Source organism: Holophagales bacterium, assembly GCA_016699405.1.
Classification (GTDB): domain Bacteria; phylum Acidobacteriota; class Thermoanaerobaculia; order Multivoradales; family JAGPDF01; genus JAAYLR01.
Genome location: CP064972.1, coordinates 1,246,306 through 1,266,384, shown reverse-complemented (window position 1 = coordinate 1,266,384; position 20,079 = coordinate 1,246,306). Strand labels below are relative to the sequence as shown.

22 protein-coding genes are annotated in these 20,079 nt (G+C 71.2%); 6 read left to right on the top strand and 16 right to left on the bottom strand.

Annotated elements, in window-relative coordinates; genetic code table 11:
- Positions 1-43 precede the first annotated feature (43 nt).
- Positions 44-1,600: an NAD(P)-dependent oxidoreductase gene (locus IPJ17_05415; protein ID QQR75021.1), complete on the top strand. Its 1,557-nt coding sequence runs from the start codon at positions 44-46 to the stop codon at positions 1,598-1,600.
- A gap of 164 nt (positions 1,601-1,764) precedes the next feature.
- Here the strand turns inward: IPJ17_05415 and IPJ17_05410 are convergent, their stop codons facing one another.
- From IPJ17_05410 to IPJ17_05345, 14 genes are all read right to left on the bottom strand, one after another.
- Complete coding sequence (locus tag IPJ17_05410; protein QQR75020.1) at positions 1,765-3,882, bottom strand: hypothetical protein; 2,118 nt, start codon at positions 3,880-3,882, stop codon at positions 1,765-1,767.
- A 267-nt stretch (positions 3,883-4,149) separates the two neighbouring features.
- Entirely contained in the window at positions 4,150-4,656 is a 507-nt protein-coding gene (locus IPJ17_05405) for a hypothetical protein (GenBank protein ID QQR75019.1), read from the bottom strand.
- A gap of 139 nt (positions 4,657-4,795) precedes the next feature.
- Complete coding sequence (locus IPJ17_05400) at positions 4,796-5,335, bottom strand: YcxB family protein (GenBank protein ID QQR75018.1); 540 nt, start codon at positions 5,333-5,335, stop codon at positions 4,796-4,798.
- 38 nt (positions 5,336-5,373) lie between these two features.
- Entirely contained in the window at positions 5,374-5,865 is a 492-nt protein-coding gene (locus tag IPJ17_05395; GenBank protein ID QQR75017.1) for an HXXEE domain-containing protein, read from the bottom strand.
- Between the two features lie 201 nt (positions 5,866-6,066).
- A complete protein-coding gene (locus IPJ17_05390) occupies positions 6,067-6,714 on the bottom strand; it encodes a dihydrofolate reductase family protein (protein ID QQR75016.1) in 648 nt (215 codons plus the stop codon).
- Between the two features lie 37 nt (positions 6,715-6,751).
- Positions 6,752-7,126, bottom strand: a complete 375-nt coding sequence (locus IPJ17_05385; protein ID QQR75015.1) for a hypothetical protein — start codon at positions 7,124-7,126, stop codon at positions 6,752-6,754.
- Positions 7,127-7,329: 203 nt separating this feature from the next.
- On the bottom strand, positions 7,330-7,779 hold the full coding sequence (locus IPJ17_05380) for a hypothetical protein (protein QQR75014.1): 450 nt from the start codon (positions 7,777-7,779) through the stop codon (positions 7,330-7,332).
- Positions 7,780-7,962: 183 nt separating this feature from the next.
- A complete protein-coding gene (locus IPJ17_05375; GenBank protein QQR75013.1) occupies positions 7,963-8,286 on the bottom strand; it encodes a carboxymuconolactone decarboxylase family protein in 324 nt (107 codons plus the stop codon).
- Positions 8,287-8,647: 361 nt separating this feature from the next.
- Positions 8,648-9,103 (bottom strand): hypothetical protein, encoded by a 456-nt coding sequence (locus IPJ17_05370; protein QQR75012.1) that lies wholly within the window; start codon positions 9,101-9,103, stop codon positions 8,648-8,650.
- 50 nt (positions 9,104-9,153) lie between these two features.
- Positions 9,154-9,525 carry a hypothetical protein gene (locus IPJ17_05365; GenBank protein QQR75011.1) on the bottom strand — a complete coding sequence of 124 codons (372 nt, stop codon included), beginning with the start codon at positions 9,523-9,525 and terminating at the stop codon, positions 9,154-9,156.
- Entirely contained in the window at positions 9,522-10,037 is a 516-nt protein-coding gene (locus IPJ17_05360; GenBank protein QQR75010.1) for a hypothetical protein, read from the bottom strand. Before IPJ17_05360 ends, IPJ17_05365 begins: the two co-directional genes overlap by 4 nt.
- A gap of 162 nt (positions 10,038-10,199) precedes the next feature.
- Positions 10,200-10,604, bottom strand: coding sequence for a hypothetical protein (locus tag IPJ17_05355; GenBank protein ID QQR75009.1), 405 nt, complete (start codon positions 10,602-10,604; stop codon positions 10,200-10,202).
- 55 nt (positions 10,605-10,659) lie between these two features.
- Positions 10,660-11,079, bottom strand: a complete 420-nt coding sequence (locus IPJ17_05350; protein QQR75008.1) for a hypothetical protein — start codon at positions 11,077-11,079, stop codon at positions 10,660-10,662.
- Complete coding sequence (locus IPJ17_05345) at positions 11,076-11,414, bottom strand: Rieske (2Fe-2S) protein (GenBank protein QQR75007.1); 339 nt, start codon at positions 11,412-11,414, stop codon at positions 11,076-11,078. Before IPJ17_05345 ends, IPJ17_05350 begins: the two co-directional genes overlap by 4 nt.
- 263 nt (positions 11,415-11,677) lie before the next feature.
- Between IPJ17_05345 and hypF the strand changes: the two genes are divergently transcribed.
- The 4 genes from hypF (at position 11,678) to hypE (ending at position 16,596) form a co-directional block, all read left to right on the top strand.
- Positions 11,678-14,116 carry a carbamoyltransferase HypF gene (gene hypF / locus IPJ17_05340; GenBank protein QQR75006.1) on the top strand — a complete coding sequence of 813 codons (2,439 nt, stop codon included), beginning with the start codon at positions 11,678-11,680 and terminating at the stop codon, positions 14,114-14,116.
- Positions 14,117-14,133: 17 nt separating this feature from the next.
- The gene (locus IPJ17_05335; protein ID QQR75005.1) at positions 14,134-14,430 is read left to right on the top strand and encodes a HypC/HybG/HupF family hydrogenase formation chaperone; all 297 of its coding nucleotides are present in this window, start codon (positions 14,134-14,136) and stop codon (positions 14,428-14,430) included.
- Between the two features lie 4 nt (positions 14,431-14,434).
- On the top strand, positions 14,435-15,526 hold the full coding sequence (hypD, locus tag IPJ17_05330; protein ID QQR75004.1) for a hydrogenase formation protein HypD: 1,092 nt from the start codon (positions 14,435-14,437) through the stop codon (positions 15,524-15,526).
- 77 nt (positions 15,527-15,603) lie between these two features.
- Positions 15,604-16,596, top strand: coding sequence for a hydrogenase expression/formation protein HypE (gene hypE, locus IPJ17_05325; protein ID QQR76096.1), 993 nt, complete (start codon positions 15,604-15,606; stop codon positions 16,594-16,596).
- Positions 16,597-17,154: 558 nt separating this feature from the next.
- On the opposite strand, the gene IPJ17_05320 is transcribed toward hypE, so the two are convergent.
- Entirely contained in the window at positions 17,155-19,008 is a 1,854-nt protein-coding gene (locus IPJ17_05320; GenBank protein ID QQR75003.1) for an IPTL-CTERM sorting domain-containing protein, read from the bottom strand.
- Between the two features lie 163 nt (positions 19,009-19,171).
- Between IPJ17_05320 and IPJ17_05315 the strand changes: the two genes are divergently transcribed.
- Positions 19,172-19,621 (top strand): hypothetical protein, encoded by a 450-nt coding sequence (locus tag IPJ17_05315; GenBank protein QQR75002.1) that lies wholly within the window; start codon positions 19,172-19,174, stop codon positions 19,619-19,621.
- An 11-nt stretch (positions 19,622-19,632) separates the two neighbouring features.
- Here the strand turns inward: IPJ17_05315 and IPJ17_05310 are convergent, their stop codons facing one another.
- Complete coding sequence (locus tag IPJ17_05310; GenBank protein ID QQR75001.1) at positions 19,633-20,028, bottom strand: hypothetical protein; 396 nt, start codon at positions 20,026-20,028, stop codon at positions 19,633-19,635.
- Between the last annotated feature and the right edge of the window lie 51 nt (positions 20,029-20,079).

Sequence of the window (20,079 nt, the reverse complement as noted above, 5' to 3'; positions counted from 1 at the left end):
CCATCCGGGTGAATCTGCCTCCCGGACAGGGGAGTATCCTGCCTTGCAGACCATGGAAACCCTGCCACGCCTCGTGCTCACGGGGGCTTCGGGCTTCGTCGGCCGACGAGTGCTCGAGACGGTTCGCTCTCGCTACCGCGTCTTCGCCGTGGACCGGCTCTCCCAGGCCGAGAGCCAGGCACCCGACCACCCCAACGTCAGTTGGCACCAGCTCGACATCGCCGAGCCCGAACCGCTCTCGCGCTTCTTCACCGAGGTCCGCGCCGGTGGCAGCGTGCAGGTCCTGCTTCACCTGGCCGCCTACTACGACTTCACCGGCGAGAACAACCCGGAGTACCAGCGCACCAACGTCGACGGCACCTGCCTGTTGCTCGAGATGTCGCGCGGCCTCGGGCTCGAGCGCTTCATCTTCGCCAGTTCCGCGGCGGCCTGCGAGTTCCCGCGCCCCGGGACAGCGCTGACCGAAGCGAGCCCGCCGGACGCGACTCACCCCTACGGCGTCAGCAAGCGGCAGGGCGAAGAGCTGGTCCGCGAGGCCTCGCGCGACTTCCCGACCGCGATCGTGCGCTTCGCCGCGCTGTTCTCGGACTGGTGCGAGTACGCGCCGCTCTTCGTCTTCCTGCAGACGTGGCTCTCGAAGCGCTGGAACGCGCGCGTCCTCGGCGGGCGCGGGCGTTCGGCCGTCCCCTACATGCACGTGCGCGATCTCGCTCTCTTCCTCGAGCGGGTGATCGACCGCCGCCGCGACCTGCCACCGAGCCAGGTCCTGCTCGCCAGCCCCGACGGCGCGGTGACCCACGAAGAGCTCTTCCGCGCTACCACCGCCTACGCCTTCGGCAAGGCGCGCCGCCCGCTCCACGTGCCGAAGCCGCTCGCCGCGGTCGGCATCCGTGCCCGCCATACGATGGGCAAGCTCCTCGGCGAGGAGCCGTTCGAGCGGCCGTGGATGTCGAAGATGATCGACCTGCGACTCGACGTCGACGCGCGCCGCACGCGCGAGCTGCTCGACTGGGCGCCGCGCCCCCGCCTCTCGATCCTGCGCCGCATCCCCTTCCTGATCGAGAACTCGAAGGCCGACCCGGTCGAGTGGTACGCCAAGAACGCCGACGTGCTGCACCTCGGACACCTCTACCCGAATCTCCAGGTGCTGCGCCTGCTCGATCTGCACGAGCCGGAGATCAGCGCCCGCTTCACCCGTGTGCTGATCGGCCCCGAGGGCCAGGAGCTGCTCACCCACTACCGCGAGATGCCGGCCGAGGAGCACGCCTGGCACCACCGCCTGCTCTTCCACAACCTGCTGCAGGCCGTGCGAACGCGCGAGCGCAGCCCGTTCATGTCCTACTGCCGCGACCTCGCCGAGCGGCGCGCCCGCCAAGGCTTCACCTGCGCCGAGGTGCGTTACGCCATCTCGGCCTTCGACCGCATCGTGCACGAGGTCCTCGCCCACGACTCGGCGAGCTTCCTGCTGCGCCAGGCGATCCACGACTACATCACCGTGACCCTCGAGTTCGGCATCGACGCGATCGAAGACGTCTTCGAGCTCCGCCACGGCGCCCAAGCGGCCGCACCGCCCGAGCCCGTGATCGAGCGCACGGCCTGACGAGTCGCTCGCTCCGCTGGGCGGGACGCGCCCCTTCACCCGACCGGGGTGGCGGGGGGTCTCCACCGAGCTCGATCCGCTGCCGCACCGCCCGTCCACCCAGGCCCCTCGCTCTCGCTCGGGGTGACGAGGGACGGCGAGACGCGCGAAGTCATGGCGTCTTGCTAGGGCCGCGGTGGGTTGGCGAAGCGCCAGATCTCGGTGCGGCCGTCGTTCCAGAGGAGCGCGAAGCGTGTCGAGAGCTCGTCGATCCAGCCGCGCTCCGGCTGGTCGTCGGTGCCGCGCACGACGACGACGAGCTCGACCTCGGCGGCCTCGAGGTTGGCGATCCAGGCCGCTCGATCGAATGCGTCGTGCGGCATGACGAGCGAGCCACCCCAGACGTAGAGCTCCGCTCCGGGCTCGCGGTGCGTCGGCGGCATCCGGACCTGGTGGCGTAGACCGTTGCCGAGGAAGAGGTACGGCTGGTTCCAACCGACGTAGGCGAGGGTGATCGCGCGACCGCGAGTCAGCGCCTCGACGGTCGCTGCGGCGCGCTCGTTGTCCAGCCGGTACCGTTCGTAGTCGCGGGCGCGGTGGGCCATCGGGTCGGCCCCGAGGATCCCCAGCAGCACGATCGCGGGCAGCACGAACCGCGCCGCCAGCCCACCGAGCCGGCCTGCCGGCGCCGTCCACTCGGGCCAGGTCGAGCCGAGAACCAGCCCGCCGAGCGCCATCAGCAGCGGGTGCGGTGGCATCAACGACGAAGCGAGGACGAGACCCGCGGCGATGGCAATCCCACCCTGCGCCACGACACCGGCGGCGCCCCGCAGGCGCGCCGCAAGCCACGCGGTCGCCAGCGCCGTCGTCGCGACCCCGGCGAGCAGGTAGCGCACGTCGCGATGGTCGAAGAAGACGGTGAGGAAGAGGGCCCAGGCGCCGAGCGGCAGCGCCAGAACCGCCGTGTCGAGAAGGCGATCGGCGTGGGCGCGCCCGGGCCGCACGAGCGCCCCCACCGGCGCCAGCAGCGCCCCGGGGAGCAGCAGCCAGGCGAAGAGCGGGCCGAGCTGCGCAGCGTTGTCGAGCAGGAAGCGCGACGGGTCGATCGGGTACTCGGGCCGCGCTCGCCACGCCTCGGCGGTGACGTGCGGCCAGCCGCCGAGCAGCGTCGTCCCGAAGAGCGTGACGTTCGCCGGGAAGAGCGGGTTGCCGGCGGTGACCAGGTTCCGCGCATACGCGTACCCGCCGGTCAGCGCCGCGGCGCCGAGGAGCAGGACGAGAGCGACCGCCAGCGGTCGCCCTCCCGCGCGTCGCTGCGCCGCGAGGGCGAGCAGCAGCGGCAGACCGACCACCGGGAGGAGGAGGAGCCCTGCGTACTTCGTTCCGACCAGCAGTCCGAGCGCGAGCCCCGCCGCGAGCGCACGACCGCGATCGAGCCGTTCCCGCAGCAGCAGGGCCGCGTGCACCAGGGCGAGCGCCGCGAACGCGCTCGCCACGTCGTTGCCCGCCGAGAGCATGAGCTGCGGCACCAGACGCGGCACCGTGCCGGCGAGCGCCACGGCGAGCCCGGTCGCCGGCCAGTCGAGCCCGAGGCGGCGCGCCAGCGCGGCCACGGCGAGCAGGAGCGCCAAGGCGAACGGCAGCTCGGTGAAACGGGCGAGGAAGTCGTTCCCGTCGAGCAGCGCGAGCAGCGTCCAGGAGACGAGCTCACCGTCGATCGGATAGAACGCCGTCGCCGGATCGCCCATGGTGAACTTGAGCATCCGCAGGTCGCCGGCACGCCACCAGGTCGCCGCCGCCGGCAGGTGATACGAGAGGTCGTCGAAGGCCCGCGCCCCCGGCGGCTCGAGCTGGGCGGAACGCAGATCCCTGACGACGCCGGCAACGAGCAGCGCCACCGCTGCCGCGACCAGCGCCGCAGTCGCGCGTGCGCCGAGCGACGCCCGGAGCTCGAATCGGCTCCCTCCACCGGCGTCCGGCGACGCCGGCGAAGTCTCCACGACGCGGTGCTCCTTCAGCCAACTCGCCGCCAGCGCGAGCCCCGCGACGATCGCCCAGAACGGCCGTCGCCAGAGCCATCCGCCGTGTCCGAGCCCCGTGCCGACGACGACCACGATCGCCCACGCGATCACGCCAGCCACCACCGCGCGATCGAGCCCGGTACCGCCGCCCACCAGCCGTCGCGCCACGCGAGCCGCACCGGCCAGCAGCGTCACGACGGCGAGCACCGCCGAGACCATCAACCCCGTCCGTCCCAACCTCGCCGCCGGCACCAGCGCCGAGAGGAGCAGCAACACCGCCACCCCGCGCTCCGTCCAAAGCGGCGCGGGCGGACGTGAAGGAGCGCTCATCGCGAGGGCCACTTGGCGATGTTACGTCTGAGCCGTCCGAGTTCCGAGGAGGAACTCCCCACGGACCGGTACCGACCCGCGGCAGGATGGTCTTGTAAACCCTCCCTTCTCAGCTACGGGAGAGTTGCAGGTGGCCACGGTGGCGAGGGAAGAACTCTCGATCCCGATCTTCGCGTCCTCTCGTCGAGACCAGCTCGGCGAAGGTCTCTCGAAGCTCGGCTAGTGCAGGCACCCCTGATAGACCTTCCCTCCCTTCAGGTAGGCGTCCTTGAACAGGCCCCGCACCTTCGCCAAGGTCGCTTTGAGCTCGGCCGACTCCGGGTCGCCGTTTGCCGCGAACACGAGGAAGTAGCCCGGCCGAAAGCTGGCGTAGGCGTCGGAGCGTTCGATGCTCAGGTACACCCCCGCATCGGTGCGGCCGCGTGCGAGGTAGCACGGGAATGGGGAGAGCGCTTCCTTCTCGCAGACCTCTGGCGAGAAGGTCAGTCCGTGTTCGCCGTCGAACACCAGTCCCCGGAGATCGACTGGAATCCCGAGGCGGTCCTTTGCTTCGTCGACGATTCGTCGCGCCTCACGGTAGTCGGTCGTCGAGCGAACGATGACGAAGCCCACCGTCACCCAGGGATCGGGGTCGTCGTTCGCGGCAGCGGCGAGGCCTGCCAAGCCGCTCGTCGCGACCCCCGCCACCAGGAGCCCGGCAAGCGAGCTTGCGAGCCGCCTGCTCATCTTGAAAGCTCCCCCGCCGTGCGCTCTGCGAGAGCGTTCGTCGGGATCAGAGACGATGAGCCCCTTCGAAGAACCGCGTGTCCGCGATGTCGCTCCTCGCGCCTCGGCCGGGCGCTCGCCCGTTGAGCGAACGACTCTCTCAAGTTGCACTGCGCCCTCCGGTGGGCACGCGCTTTGCCAGCAGCTCGCGCGCTTCGCGGCTCAGGCCGGCGAGGGGCAGGGTCATGAACTGGCCACGGCCGAGGATGAGGAGCCAGAGATCGGGAAACTGCCACAGCTCTTCGAAGGTCGACCAGGGGGTCGCTAAGGAGCCCCCTTCGGAGGTGACGCGCAGCTCCGTGTCGGAGAGCTCGAGCTGCACCGGGCGGGAACCGGTACGACGAAGCTTCGCTATGCCGCGACGGTAGTGGAGCAGGTAGAGGCCGACGACGAGGAGCGCTAGCACGAGGGCCGCGCCGGTCGCTACGCCCGACAGCCAGGAGCCCGGCCGGAGGGCCACCAGGAGAGCGGCCGCACCGACCACCGCGAGGAGGCCGACGGCGCCGCCCAGACCGAGCCCGCGACGAAGGTAGGCGAGGGTTGCGCGGCGGACGATCCCCGGGGTGAACGAGAGCTCCACCTGAATCGGTGTCGCAAGTCCGAGAATCGAGCTCCCGGTCGGCACGTTGGAATCGGTCACACCAAGAGCGTAGCCCAGGCGAGCGCGAGTCGGGTGCGCTACCGGCGCGGGGCGACGACGCGCCGGCCGAGGGCGAAGAGGAGGGGGATCGAGAGGACGAGCGAGAGCGCGGAGAGCGGCGCCGCCCAGGCGAGGGTCGGGCCGTCGACGTAGCCCTCGGCGAGAGCGCGGCGGAGAAACCAGACGCCGAGCGGCAGGTTGAGCGCCACCGCCGTCGCGGTACCGGGCATCGGGCGGCGCATGGCGATCGTGGCAAGCAGGTGCGGCACGAGGACGTTGGCGAGCATCGCGCTGACGTAGCCGGCGAAGAGCGTGGCGGCGAGGCTTCGTGGGCCGGCAAACGAGGCGCCTCCGGCGAGAGCGACGAGCAGGGCCGAGAGGGCGGCGACCGCGACGCGGAACTCGCCGGCGCCCACCGGCCGATGCCATCTCCCGGCGCTTGCCGACCAGGCCGGCAGGGCCATCGCCTCTTCGGCGTTGTGGACCAGCACCCCGGCCGTGACGAGCCAGACGAGCGCGGTCATCGACATCGACGACCTCGCCATCGAACTGGAGCCCCGGTGCGCTGGCGGGAGCCCAGCTCCTCGGCGGATCTATTCGTGCCGCCACGGGAGCCTGCCGCGGCGACGCCGCGCACGGCAGGAGAATCTCCCCGTTCCCGCGCGGGGGGGACGTTGCTCACGGCGTCCACCCCGGTGGAGTGGGTGACCGCCGGATTCGCGTCCGCCCCCTCACTGCCGCTTGAAGACCACGTGGGTCGCCCGGGCCGAGGGGAGGTGCTCGGTGCAGGCGTAGCCCAGGGCACGCAAGTCGACGCCGTCGAAGAGACGCTCGCCCGAGCCGAGGACGACGGGCGAGATGGCGACGTGCATCTCGTCGACCAGCCGTTCGCGCAGGTACTGCTGGATGGTGTTCGCCCCGCCGCCGAGCCGCACGTCGGCGCCGCGCGCGGCCTCCCGCGCCGCCGCGAGGGCGACGTGGATCCCCTCGTTGACGAAATGGAAGGTCGTCCCGCCCTCCATCACCAGCGGCGGGCGCGGATGGTGGGTCAACACGAAGACCGGCACGTGATAGACGGGGTTCTCGCCCCACCAGCCGCGCCAGCTCTCGTCCGGCCAGGGACCCCGGACCGGCCCGAACATGTTCCGGCCGAGGATCCAGGCGCCGACGTTGCGGAAGCCGCGCGCGGCGATGTCGTCGTCGACGCCGGTCTCGCCGCCGTCGTTGCCGAGGACCTTCCGCTGAAAGGTCCGCGTCGCGAGCGCCCAACCGTGGAGCGCTTCGCCGCCGACGCCGAGCGGATGTTCGAAGTCCTGGCGCGGGCCGGCGGCGAAGCCGTCGAGCGAGATGGTGAGGCTCTCGACGCGTAGTTTCGACATGGGTCCCCTCCGTTGTGTCGGTGCCATCGTTGAACCGCTAGGGAAACTCCTCGGCGAAACGTGAGCACGCCTCGGCGACCTCGCGCGCACGACGCTCGGCGTCCGGCTCGTCGACATACGGCACCGAGGCGGCCAGGAGCGCGAGGCGCGGCTTCATCGCCTCCACCTCGCGGCGCGCTCCTTCCTCGGTGCCGAGGAAGCGGGTGTGCACCATCGAGCCATAGACGCCGCAGGTGATGGCGAACGGCGGGTAGCCGGTCGCCTCGAGGGTGATCCGCGCACCGGCGGGATGCTCGTCGTCGAGCAAGATGACGCCGCCTTCGGACCCTCGCTGGCCGAGCGTCGCCCCGTCGTCGAGGCGCACCCAGGGCGCCGCGGCGCGCGCTGCGATCGAATCGGATTCGTTCGTCACGGCTGGTTCACCTCGTCCTCCTCGCTTCGCTTCCGGCTACCTCCCACCTCACCTCTCGCTCCGCTCGCTCGCCCCTGGCGGCGGCGCGGAAGGCGAAGGGGAGGGACAGCATCCTCCGCTGAGAGTCGAGGTCGCAAGCCGTCTCGACGAAGCCGGGGAGGAGATCCGGCTCGGGCGACGCGGCAGCAACCCGGCTCCGGCGATCATCTCCGCTCGACGGCGGCCTTGAGGTCGTTCAAGTCCTGCAGAAGGGCCTTTCTCGCCACGCCCCGGAACAGCAGCCCCATCGGGATCGCCAGGAGCCGCGCCGCGAATCCGTGCGGTTCAGACAGGTGCGTGCTGACCAGTTGGAGCGCGCCGTCGCTCTCCGAGATCCGCAGGATCGATCGATAGACAAACCCCTGCTCGTCGGCTCGTGTGGCGTAGAACTCCCCCTCCGCGGCCTCGGTGATCCACTTCTCCGCCGTGGCGGGCTTGCCGAAAAGGACGCGGGTCTCACGCCACCTCAGTCCGACGAGCCCGTTTGCCGGTCGCTCGAGGATCTCGATCCGCTCGATTCCGCGAATCGTCTCCGCGGCGTGCTCGATGTCGCAGATCACCGCCCAGGTTGCCGACCTGGAGCCGTGGATGGTGACTCGTGCTTCGACGTTCATCGCGAGCCTCCTGGGTGCCGAGGGATGGTCGACGGGAGTCGGATCACGAGGGAACTCGCCTGGCGGGCGGATCGCGTCACGCTCCCCTTCCGGAACGGTCCGCGGGGGAGCGAAGACCACGAGATGCCCGGCGAGATCGCCTCGGCACCTCGTCCCATTCCGCCACGCGTCGAGCGCCCCCGCTCATGGGCTGTCGTACGCCTCGAGCGCGCCGGGCAGGACCTGGGTCACGCCGTGGCCCGCCGCCGGCAACCCGACGAGGACGGCGCTGACGATCTCGTCTCTCGAAGCACCCAACTGTTTCGCCACCTGGACGTGGAAGGGCACACCGCTCTCCAGGCGCAGGGCGGCGAGAACGGCCAGATACGCCAACGCCGCCGTCTTCTTGTCGAGAGCGCTCGCGCCCGCCAGACCCTGCACCAGGGTGGCCCACGCCTGGGCGTGGTTCGGGGCGTCGGTCATGAAGGACTGAAAGCCGCGGCTGACCAGCGAAGCCGGATGGGGCATGTCGAGGATCCCCTGTCGTTCGTTGCGTGACGCTGCGGGCCATCCTACTCCCGGCCACGAGCGTTTCGCGGCGACGCTCGCGCCTCGCAATCGCGCGGGTCAGCTCGCGCGATTCGCCACCTGGACGGGCAAGCTGTTGGCCGGCGACCTCGTCGTCGGACTCAGCCGCTCGGCAAGGGTCCTAGCCCGCATTTCTCACCCCGCTCCTGCTGCGGCGTCGCATCTGGCCGCGTCTGCAGCGTTGCGCTCGGTCGGCCGGCTCGACGTACTGCCCAGTACGCCTGCGCCGGCCTCGGTCGCGGCGCCTTGCAGCCACAGCCATCTGCGCCGCCTCGCGACGGAACGGGGTGAGAAATCCGGGCTAGGCTCGCGAAGCGTCTCGCGCGGTCGCGAGGCCGCGCAGGAACGCGGCGGCGCGGAAGAAGAGGATCGCGGCGACGAGGGCGACCGCGACGTCGCGCGTCTGTAGGAGGAGGCCCTCCGCGGCGTCGAGTCGCACGGCAAGCATCCCGCCGGCGAGTGCGAGCACGCCGAGCCCCTGGCACACGCTCGTCGACCAGAGGGTCGTGGAGCCGTGGCGGAGTTGACGCAGGCGGAAGAGGGCGACGCCGAAAAAGAGCAGCGCCGCGGCGAGGAAGGCGGCAAGCATCGCCGACGCGCGCTCCGGCGGCCTCCCGAGGCCGCCCCAGAGCGCGTACGCCGCCAAGCCGGCGAGGGTCGCGGCGATGGCGCCGAAACCGCCGAGCATCCAGACCACCAGGCGTTCGAAGACCGGAAGGTCGACCGGCTTGATCGGAGACGGCGCTCGCACGATCATCTCGGGAGATCTCCTGCGGGGGTCAACGGAGGGCAGGCGGCGACGCGCCATCAGCCGCGTTTCGCCAACACGATGCGCACCTTCTGTTCGGAAACGACCGTCTCGCCGCGGCGGATCGCAATCGAGCAGAAGACGTTCGCCCCGTCGGCGTCGACTTCGACCGAAAACAGCACCACCTCGCCGCTCGCGAGAGTCGTCTTCGTCTCTGCCACGTCGCCCGCGCTGAAGACCGTTTGCGGCGCCGCCAGCAACTCCTGGGTCGAAGCGTCCTTCACCTCCGCCAGGGCGCGATAGGCCCCCGGCCTGCTCCACGGCTCGATCGTCACCGCGCTACTGAAGCTGCGTTCGGCGGCCGCGGCGGCGGTGGCACGAAGAGCTGCAAGAAGAACGACTCCGAGGGTGGCAACGACCCGTCGCTTCATCGAACCTCTCCGGGCAGGTGGGTCAAGACCAACGGCCTCGGCTGCCCGGTGCGCCCTCGAGCAAGCTCGAAGTCGAGGATCGAGGCACTGCCCAAGGTGACGACCGAAAGCGATCGTGGTCGGAGCTCCGCCACGAGGCTGAGCACGTGGGCGACTGCTGAAAATGGCAAGCGGCGGTCGGCACCGACGAGGACACCGCCTTCCGGTCTCCTGGTGAGCTCATTGCGGAGCACTCCTCTGAGCTGGTCGTTCGGAATCCAGTCCTGCCCCACAAAGACCTTGCCGTCTTGAACGATGCGGACCTCCAGGGCGCCCGGGTCGATTCCAAGTGGCTGCGCTTCGGCAGCTTGGGGAAGGGCGCAGCCCACCCGGAAGCAGCTGCCGCTGTGCGGGCCGAAGCCAGCGATCAACATCATGAGGATGGCCGTGTAGATCGTGAAGAAGGCGACCGCAGCGACCGGCCACACATGCACTGCGAGGTTCAAGTGCGGGGAGGAGGAGTTGCTGGTCATCGACTCGCTCAGCAGGGTAACCGCTCCGTCGACGTTGCTGCGTGCAGTCTACTCCCGTCGCGGTGCATCGTGCAGTGCATCGGATGTCCGCGGGACAGGGAGCGTCGAGGTGCCGCAACTGGCGTAAACCGCTCGCATCGGGCCGCCGTTCGGAGCCTGCAGCTAGGTCGCGGCCGCGCTCCCACCCTGCCCCTTCTGCCTCAACCCGAGGCGCACCCGGCGGGAAACTCCCTCCAACCCATAGAGAACCAGCGTCCACGCCGGAATCCCCACCGCGAGGTAACGGAGTCGTTCATCAGCGAGAGTCCCGGGGAAGCAGTAGGTGGCGCGGCGAAACTGTCCGGCGAAACCGGCCTGGAGCCCATCCGGGAGTAGCGCGTTCAGCGCCGAGATCGGCAGGTCGAGGAGCCGACAGAGGGTCCAGTTGAGCTGCAAGAACCACCGAGGCTCCCATCGCCCGGAGACCCGCGTCAGCAGGTAAAACGCGAACGTCGACAGCAGCGCGGCGCGAATGGTCCGCCGAGACAACCTGGCCCAGGGGCCACGCCATCGCAGAAACTCGGCCATCGCCCTTGCGTCCTCTCGCCGAGGTCTTCTCCTGATCGGCCACGCACCCCCGGTGCTACGCCGCTGACCCCCGCTCCCGCTCCGCCGCGCGGTGCAGGGTGACGGCCGCGAGGCCCATCGCGCCGTCGGCGAGGCCGGAGAAGGGGACCGACCAGGCGGGCTCGCCCATCGCCCACATGGTGAGGAGGAAGACGAAGGCGATCGTCTTGGTGCCGACCAGGAGCGTCACCGTGCGCCCACGGAAGTACTCGAGCAGATACCCGAGCACGGCGACGAAGTGGAACGCGCCCGCTTGACGGGGAAAGAAGAGCGGCGTCGCGCCGGGCCAGCCGCCGAAGCCGACCGACCAAGCAGGCACGAAGAGCAGCATCGCGCCGACGGCGAGGCTGTGGAGCGCGACGAGCCAGACGAAGATCCGCTCGAGTTGCTGCCAGCGCCCGGCGGGAGCGGTCGGTTCCGGGCTTTCGGGGCTCATCCGCGCTCCTCCTCGCCGACCACCGCCTCGCCTCCCTCGACGTGCACCGGCACCTTGCCGAGCGGCCGGGTGGGCGCACCGGAGAGCGGCACGCCGTTGTCGTCGTAGGTGCTCTGGTGGCAGGGGCAGAGGTAGCGCCCGATCGCCTCCTGCCATTTCACTTCGCAGCCTTGATGAGTGCAGAGGAGCGACCGCGCCACGACGCCGTCGGCGGTGCGGCGCAGCTCCACCGGATCGCCGCGATAGAGCACGCGCAGGCGGCCACCCGGCGGGAGCGAAGCGAGCGGCACGCGGACGAGCGGCGAGGCTTTCGGTGCCTCGCTGCAGCCGGCCAACCCGAGGCCGCCGGCGGCAAGGCTCGCGACGCCGAGCAGCGAGGCGAGCCGGGCGAACGCCTCGCGGCGCGTGCCGGAGGTCTCGAGGGGCGAGCGATCGCGGGAGGCTCACGCTCTCCTCGTCGAGAAGCAGCCGGCCGGGGCAGCGCCTGGAGGCGGACACGCGCCGATTATCCGGGCCCTCCGCTCCGGTGCCGCCACCCGCGCGGGTGGGCGGGACCCGCCGCGGAGCGATGGCGCGCGGCGGTAAGCTCCGCCGCACGATGCCCGCCGAGACGCCCGAATCGACCGTGAGCTCGGCCCCTGTCGATTCGACCGACCGCGCCGGCCGCGTGCGCCTGCATCTGGCGATCCGCGGCGCGGTGCAGGGCGTCGGCTTCCGGCCGTTCGTCTATCGCCTGGCCGACGAGCTGGCGCTCGGCGGCTGGGTGCGCAACGGGTCGGCCGGCGTCGAGCTCGAGGTCGAGGGCGAGCGAGCGGCGGTCGAGGCATTCCTCGTCCGGCTGCCGAGCGAGAAGCCGGCCCCGGCGCTGCTCCAGTCGATCGCCGCCGAGTGGCGCGAGCCGGCCGGGCTCGGGCGCTTCGCCATCGTGGCGAGCACGGGCGATGCGGCACCGAGCGCTGTCGTCCTGCCCGACCTCGCGACCTGCCCGGCCTGTCGTGCCGAGCTCCTCGACCCGGGCAACCGGCGTCACCGCTACCCGTTCACCAACTGCACGCACTGCGGACCGCGCTTCTCGATCGTCCTCGGCCTGCCGTACGACCGGCCGGCGACGACGATGCGCGGCTTCACCATGTGCCCTGCCTGCCTCGCCGAATACCGCGAGCCGCTCGACCGCCGCTTCCACGCCCAGCCCAACGCCTGTCCGGCGTGTGGGCCGCAGCTTCGCCTGCCCCGACGTGATGCCGTCGAAGTCGCCGGCGATGCAGCGCTCCGTACCGCGGCGGCTGCGCTCGGACGGGGTGGCATCGTCGCGCTCAAGGGGATCGGCGGCTTCCAGCTCCTCTGCGATGCACGCTCCGCGAGCGCGGTGGCGACCCTGCGCGCGCGCAAGCGGCGGCCCGCCAAGCCGCTCGCCCTGATGGTGCGCGACGTCGACGCCGCGCGCGCGCTCTGTGCTGTCTCCGCCGACGAGGCGGAGCTCCTCGCCTCGCCGCAGGCGCCGATCGTCCTGCTCGAGCGGTTGGCGCAGGCCTCGCTCGCCCCCGGCGTCGCGCCGGGCAACCCGCGCGTCGGAATCATGTTGCCGACGAGCCCGCTCCATCACCTGCTGCTCGCCGCGGTCGACTTCCCGCTCGTCGCCACCAGCGGCAACCTCACCGACGAGCCGATCGCCATCGACGACGAGGAGGCGCTCACGCGCCTCGCCGGCATCGCCGATCTCTTCCTGCTGCACGACCGACCGATCGCTCGCCACGTCGACGACAGTGTCGCCTGGCTGCTCGACGGCGCGCCGCAACTGCTGCGGCGGGCGCGCGGGTACGCACCGCTGCCGGTCGTCGCGGCGCACGAGCTCCCCTGCCTGCTCGCCACCGGCGCGCACCAGAAGGCGACCCTCGCCCTCTCGATCGGCGCGCAGGTCTTCCTCTCCCAGCACCTCGGCGACATGGAGACGCCCGAGGCGCACGCCGCCTTCGAACGGGTGGCGCTCGACTTCCTCGACCTCTACGCCGCCGAGCCGGTGGCGATCGCTCACGACCTCCACCCCGACTACCCGACGACGCGCTGGGCACAAGCCGCTGCGCGCGCCGCCGGAGGAGTGCTCGCGCGCGCCGGGAGGGCGGCACGCGAGCTGCCGCTCGTCGCCGTGCAGCACCACCACGCGCACCTGGCCTCCTGCCTGGCCGAGCACGGCGAGAGTTGCGAGCAACGGCCAGCGCTCGGCCTCGCCTTCGACGGCACCGGCTTCGGCGGCGACGGCACCGTCTGGGGGGGCGAAGCGCTCGTCGCCCACGCCGGCGGTCGTTTCACCCGCCTCGCCCGCTTGCGCCCGTTCCGGCTCGCCGGCGGCGAGGCGGCGGTCCACGAGCCGCGGCGCGTCGCGCTCGCGCTGCTTGGCGAAGTCGTCGGCGAGGAGGCGAGCGAGCGCACCGACCTCGCCGCCATCGCCTCGTTCTCCGCGAACGAGCGGCGGCTCTTCGCGAAAATGCTGCGCGACGGCGTGCGCGCCCCCTGGACTTCGTCGCTCGGGCGGCTCTTCGACGGCGTGGCCGCGCTGCTCGGCGTCGGTCCCGACCCCGGAGGGGTCGTCTCCTTCGAAGGAGAATCCGCGATGGCGCTCGAGTTCGCCGCCGACGCCGACGAGCGCGGCAGCTATCCGCTGCCGCTCGTCGAGCGACCGGCGCCGGCGGGGCTCGCACCGGGGCAGATGCCGACCGCGACGCTCTTGGAACTGGACTGGCGACCGCTCGTCGCCGCGCTGCTCGCTGAACGGGAGCGCGGCGAGGCCGATGCTAGGATCGCCGCGAGGTTCCACCAGACCTTGGCCGACGCCGCGCTCTCGCTCGCGAAGGCCGCCGGCCTCGATCGCGTGGCGCTCTCCGGCGGCTGCTTCCAGAACCGACTCCTCACCGAGCGGACCGCCGCGGCGCTGCGCGCTGCCGGCTTCACCGTCCTTCTCCACCGCGCGGTGCCCGCCAATGACGGCGGCATCGCGCTCGGCCAGATCGCCGTCGCCGCCGCGCGCCTCGCGGCGTCGTGAACGCAAGGAGCGTCCCCATGTGCCTCGGAGTTCCTGGACAGGTCGTCGAGGTGACGCCAAGCGAGATCGGCATCCCGATGGGGAAGGTCGACTTCGCCGGCGTGGTCAAGGAGGTCTGCTTCGCCTACATCCCCGACATCGCGGTCGGCCAGTGGGTCGTCGTGCACGTCGGCTTCGCCATCAGCCGCATCGACGAGGAAGAGGCCAAACAGGTCTTCAAGTACCTCGAGGAGCTCGGCGAGCTCGAGGAGCTCGCCGCCGGTGACGGCAGCGAGGCGGCTCACGCTCCCGCCGCACCGCGGACGGAGGCCTGAGGCGATGCGCTTCGTCGACGAGTACCGCGGCGAGGAGGAGGCGCGCCAGCTCTTCGCCGCCCTCCACCGCGACGCCCGCCACCCCTGGAACCTGATGGAGGTCTGCGGCGGACAGACCCACACGCTCATCCGCTCGGGGATCGACCGCATGCTGCCGCCGGCGATCGGTCTGGTGCACGGTCCGGGCTGCCCGGTCTGCGTCACCCCGCTCGAGCTCATCGACCGGGCGCTCGCTATCGCCCGGCGCCCCGAAGTGATCTTCACCTCCTTCGGCGACATGCTGCGCGTGCCCGGTTCGACGACCGACCTGCTCGCCGTCAAGTCCGCCGGCGGCGACGTGCGCATGGTCTACTCGCCACTCGACGCGGTGAAGCTCGCCCGCAAGCACCCGGATCGCGAGGTCGTCTTCTTCGCCGTCGGCTTCGAGACCACCGCACCGCCCAACGCGATGGCGGTCTGGCAGGCGCGCGAGCTCGGGCTGACCAACTTCTCGATCCTCACCTCGCACGTCCTCGTGCCGCCGGCGATGGAGGCGATCCTCGGCTCGCCCGACTGCCGGGTCCAGGCGTTCCTCGCCGCCGGCCACGTCTGCGCGGTGATGGGCTACTGGGAGTACGAGCCGATCGCCGCGAAGTACCGGGTGCCGATCGTCGTCACCGGCTTCGAGCCGCTCGACCTGCTGCAGGGGATCCACATGGCGGTCAAGGCGCTCGAGGAGGGGCGCTTCGGCGTCGAGAACCAGTACGCCCGCGCGGTCACCCGCGACGGCTTGAAGCCAGCGCAACAGCTCGTCGGGCAGGTCTTCGAGGTCTGCGACCGGAAGTGGCGCGGCATCGGCACGATTCCGCTCTCCGGCCTGCGGCTGCGCGAGGCGTTCCTCGCCTACGACGCCGAGCGCAAGTTCGCGGTCTCCGGGATCGCCGCCGAAGAGTCGCCGCTCTGCATCGCCGGCGAGGTGCTGCAGGGGATCAAGAAGCCGCACGAATGCCCGGCGTTCGGCAAGGAGTGCACGCCGGAGCGACCGCTCGGCGCGCCGATGGTCTCCTCTGAGGGCGCCTGCTCGGCCTACCACCGCTACGGGAGGCTCGCATCGTGAGCGACGACGAGACCCGCGGCGACCTGGCCCACGGCCCGGTCTGCCCGCTGCCGATCGCCGACTACCCGACCGTCCAGATGGCGCACGGCGGCGGCGGACGGATGACCCAGCAGCTCATCGACAAGCTCTTCGTGCCGAGCTTCGCCAATCCGATGCTCTCCGCGTTGCACGACGGTGCGGTCTTCTCCGTCGGCGGCGCCCGCCTCGCCTTCTCCACCGACTCCTACGTCGTCCGGCCGCTCTTCTTCCCCGGCGGCGACATCGGCTCGCTCGCCGTGCACGGCACGGTCAACGACCTGGCGATGTGCGGCGCGCGGCCGCTCGCGCTCTCCTGCGCGCTGATCCTCGAAGAGGGTCTGTCGATGGAGACGCTGGCGCGCATCGTCGCGTCGATGCGCGATGCCGCGGCGGCGGTCGGGGTGCCGATCGCGACCGGCGACACGAAGGTGGTCGACCGCGGCAAGGGCGACGGCGTGTACGTCAACACCGCGGGGATCGGGCTCGTGTCGCCTGGCGTCGAGATCGACCCGCGGCGCGCGCGACCGGGCGACGTCGTGCTGGTCTCCGGGAGGATCGCCGAGCACGGCATCGCCATCATGTCGGTGCGCGAGGGGCTCGATTTCGAGAGCCCGATCGAGAGCGACTCGGCGCCGCTCCACGACCTCGTCGGCACGCTGCTCGACCGACTGGGCGAGCAGGTTCACGTGCTGCGCGATCCGACACGCGGCGGCGTCGCCTCGGCGCTCAACGAAATCGCCACTGCCGCCGGCGTCGGCGTGAAGCTCGAGGAGGCCGCACTCCCGGTGCCACCCGCCGTGCGCGGCGCCTGCGAGATCCTCGGCCTCGATCCGCTCTACGTCGCCAACGAAGGGAAGGCGATCGCCGTGGTCGCACGCGAGGCCGCCGACGAGGCGCTCGCCCTCTGGCGCGAGCATCCGCTCGGCCGCCACGCCGCGCGCATCGGGGAGGTCGTCGACGGCCCCGCCGGCCTCGTCACCCTGCGCAGCTCGATCGGCGGCACCCGCATCGTCGACCTGCTCTCCGGCGAGCAGCTCCCGCGGATCTGCTGAGGCGGCGGGGCAGGTCGCCTCCGCCGGACAGGACCCACGGCGGGCCGCGGGCCGCGGGTGGCCGGACGGAGGGCTCCCGTCCCCGCGCGCAGCACGGATCGAGAATCGCGGCCGACTCCGTGCCGGTGATTCCGGGCGAGCACGGAGACGGGACGCCGGCCGGACAGGACCCGCGGCGGGGGCGAGTCGCCGCCGCCCGGTCCGTCGAGGGCTCCTCCTCCGCGGGCCCGTCGCTTTTCCGGCCGTCCCATCGACAGGCTCCCCGCCCAACCCCCGGTTGTCGATGGGCCCCTCCGGAGCCGCGCCACCCGCTCCGGAGGATCCCTCGCCGGACCTGCCGCCGCCCGTTCGGACGACAGGTCGTTCCCGGGCGGTGGGCCGCGGGTGGCCGGACGGAGGGCTCCCGTCCCCGCGCGCAGCACGGATCGAGAATCGCGGCCGACTCCGTGCCGGTGATTCCGGGCGAGCACGGAGATGGGAAGCCGGCCGGACAGGACCCGCGGCGGGGAGCGCCACCCGCTCCGGAGGATCCCTCGCCGGCCCTCCCCTCGCCCCAGCCTAGACGCGCCGTTCCCGCTCGCGTCGCCGCCGCAGGGTGCGGAGCCCCGCTCCGGCGAGACCGAGAGCGAGCGCGCCGAGCCCGAAGTCGCCGAGGGTGGGAACGTCGAAGAGCGGCGCGTCGTCGTTGAGGATCGTTACCGTCGCGGTGCCGAGCACCGTGTGGCTCACGGCGGTGCGCACCTGGACGAGGAAGGTCTCGTCGTTCTCCACCGTCGTGTCGCCGACGATGTCGAGGCTGAAGAACTCCTGCGTCACGCCCGCGGCGATCTCGGTCGGCTGGGGAACCTGGAGCAGCGGCACGTAGTCGTTGTCCGCCGTCGAGGCCGAGCCGTCGAAGAGGAGGACCTCGAGCGGCAGCGTCTCGTCGAGCGGCTGCGACAGGTTCATCGTGATGTTGACCGGCGTGGTGCCGGCGTTGCCCTCGACGTGCGCGACGTCCGGCATGGTGAAGATCGCCTGCGGCGCGTTGTCGAGCACCTCGATGCGGAACTGCCGCTCGTAGGTCTGCGGCGGTGGCGTGCCCGGATCGGGGTCGTCGACCGGACACGTGAGCAGCACGTTGAAGAAGTAGACGCCCGGCGCCGTCGGCGTGCCGGAGAGCTGGCCGTGCACCTCCTGGTTGCCGGAGCCCGGCGGATCCTCGACCGTCGTCGTGCCGAGGACGACTCCCGGCGGTAACACCCCGCCGTTCTGCGCCCAGCCGTAGTTCATCGTCGGGTCGAAGGTCGCCGAGTAGCCGCGCAGGTCGACCGGTCCGTACGGCTGGCCGACGTGGCCGAGCGGCAGGTCGCCGTCGCCGACGACGTTGGTGATGGCGCAGAGCCCCGCGGTGTCGTCGTCGTCGACGATCTTCCCCACGGCCGTCGCGTCGGCGAGCTGCACGTACGGGGAGCTGGGCGCCGAGAGCGTGAGATGGACCGTCTTCTCGCCCGGCGGCGTCTCGTCGATCACGTTCGGCAGCGTGTTGACGGTGATGTAGTGGAACGTCTCGCCCGGCGCGAAGGTGAGATCGCCCGCGTTCGGGGTGTAGTCGACGCCGGCCACCGCCGTGCCGTTGCTGGTCGCGAAGTGGACGGTGAACGGAGCATCGAACTGCCGCGAGAGCGAGACGCCGAACTTGAGCGTCGGCGTCGACGGAGGGTTGTACTCGTAGTTGCTGACGTCGTTGACGGACACCGACAGGGGGTTAGTGTCCAGGCGGATCGGCTCGAGCACCAGCGACGAGGTGGCGGGATCGACCGGGCAGTCGAGGTTCGAGCCCGGGGTGAGCGTCGAGTCGAGGACGACGACCACGTGCGCCAGCGCCGGCACCACCGCGGCGACCCACATCGAGTCGTCGAGGTGATAGGCGGCCCAGGCGTCGCGGTAGTAGCCCGGGCTCTGCCGATAGTCGTTGAAGTCGATGCCGGAGACGTCGAAGTAGTTCTTGTAGGAGTGAGTGAGCAGGTTCTGGCGCGGATCGGCCGGATTGAAGCTGCCCAGGTAGAGCCCGATGCCGATCTCGGCGTCGCCACAATCCTGGTGAGTCCAGCGCAGATTCACGCGCACGCAGCGCTGCGGGCCGTTGTTGTAGTAGTCGTACGCCTGGTAGAGGTGGTCCTGCCCGGGGTCGTTGTCCTTGAAGACGAACGGCGCCGGCGAGACGGACTCGGCGTTGGTGTCGAGCGAACAGGCGCGAGAGGTGCCGCGATCGAGCACCCCCTGCTGCACCGACGCGGTGGCGGCGTGGAACGGGACGTGGTCCCAGGCTCGCGCCGCCGCGGCGCCGGCGAGAATCGAGATCGCGATGACCGTCGACGCCAGCGAACGCCGGCATGGGTCGAAGGGGCTTGTCCCCCGAGCTCGTGACATACGGTTGTCTCCTTCTGAGTGCCCGCAAGAGTTGGCGGTCCTGGTCTGAAGGAGGAAACGCCGCCGGCCCCGACAAGCGAACATCGCTCGACGCCGTTCGTTTTGCCTGAATCCCGTCGTTTGATTTGATGGTGGCTCGCAGCGAAGCAACCGGAGGACTCGAATGACCTGCACGCGCGCGCTCGATCTTGCCCTTGCCGTCGTTCTCGGATCGCTCGCCGGCTGTGCCAGCGCCCCACCCGGGAGCCCCGAAGATGCCCTGCTCCTCACCGGGTCGACCTTCGGCACCCGCACCCTGCGCGCCGGCTCCTGCTACTCGGGAGAGAACCGGATCTTCTACGGAGCGGGAGTCGTCGATCCCGCGAGCGGCCTCGAGGCGCGCGTGGTGATCGACCCGATCGACGGACCGGTGGTGCGGCTCCTGGCGACGGCCGACGAGCGCCGTTCGCTCGTCCTGCGGCCGGCGCGCTGCAAGACCTTCGTCGCCGAGGTCGAGCGCACCGGCTCGTGGACCAACGGCGTCAACGAGGTGAGCCTTCGCCTGACGCTCGACTGCCGGGCGCCGAGCGGCGACCGGGTGCGCGGATCGCTCGTCCGCGCGAGCTGCAACTGAGCCGCCGAGGCCTACTTCGCGCCGAGCAGCGTCACTTCCGCCGGCCGGCCCGAGCCGTCGCGCGCGCTGCAGCGGAAGACGATCTTCTCGAGCTTGCCCTGACCTTCGGGCAGCGTGAAGGCGACCGAGCGCTCGCCGAGGTTGACGAAGCCGCGCACCTTCGCGTCGAGCCGTGCGCCGCCCTCGAACTGCAGCCAGGCGCCCTCGAAGATCACCCCGGCTTTGCGCACCTCGAAGACCAGGTTGCGCACGCCGACCGTGTCGGCGACGGCGATCTCCTGTTGCTTGACGGCGAAGTCGACGGTGGTCGAGCCGAGGTTCTTCCAGGCCGCCGCGGCGAGCCCGGGGAAGAGCATCGTCACGGCCAGCGCGAGCGTGAGCGGAACGAGCAGGGAGCGGGTGCGCATCGCGATCTCCTTCGAACAGCAGGGCGCCGACGAGTCACCGGCGCAGCCCAG